1 protein-coding gene is annotated in these 607 nt (G+C 58.6%); it reads left to right on the forward strand.

The features are described from left to right. Positions 1-558: IS66 family transposase (locus tag ACTJLC_RS31810; protein WP_440846434.1), on the forward strand; the 558-nt coding region annotated here is incomplete at its 5' end. Between the last annotated feature and the right edge of the window lie 49 nt (positions 559-607).

Consider the following 607-nt stretch of genomic DNA (forward strand, 5'->3'; position numbering starts at 1 on the left):
CGTCGCTACATGATCGAGGCCGAGGAGAATCTCCCAAAGGCGCAACGTGGTCGCGACCATCCCGTCAGCGAATTCATTCGACTGATCGGGCAATTGTTTGCGATCGAATCGCGCTGCGAAGGGCTGACGCCAGAGAAACGGTTGCTGACGAGGCAACGCGACAGTCGTGCGATCCTTGGGCAAATCGAGGAACTGCTTCTGCGTCAGTTGCATGCAGTGTTGCCGCAAAGCGCCTTTGGCAAAGCGCTTCACTACATGCAGGGTCAATGGCCGAAGCTCATTCGCTATGTCGAGAACGGCGCTTGGCCGCTCTCGAACAACGCCTGCGAGAACGCGATCCGGCCATTCACCGTCGGGCGAAAAAACTGGCTCTTCTACGACACTGTCGCTGGAGCGAATGCTGCTGCCAACCTGTATTCGCTAATCGAAACGTGCAAGGCGAACGGCGTCGAACCGTACGGCTATCTCGTCGCGCTGTTCAAGGCACTGCCTCTCGCAAACACCGGCGACGACTACGAGGCGCTATTGCCTTGGCGCCTCATCCCCTCCGCAGACTGACGCACAGCCGGTCGCTGAGAGCAAGCCACGTGGTTTATTGCGCGCTTAC

Source organism: Paraburkholderia sp. 22099, from assembly GCF_052045835.1.
Classification (GTDB): Bacteria; Pseudomonadota; Gammaproteobacteria; order Burkholderiales; family Burkholderiaceae; genus Paraburkholderia; species Paraburkholderia terricola.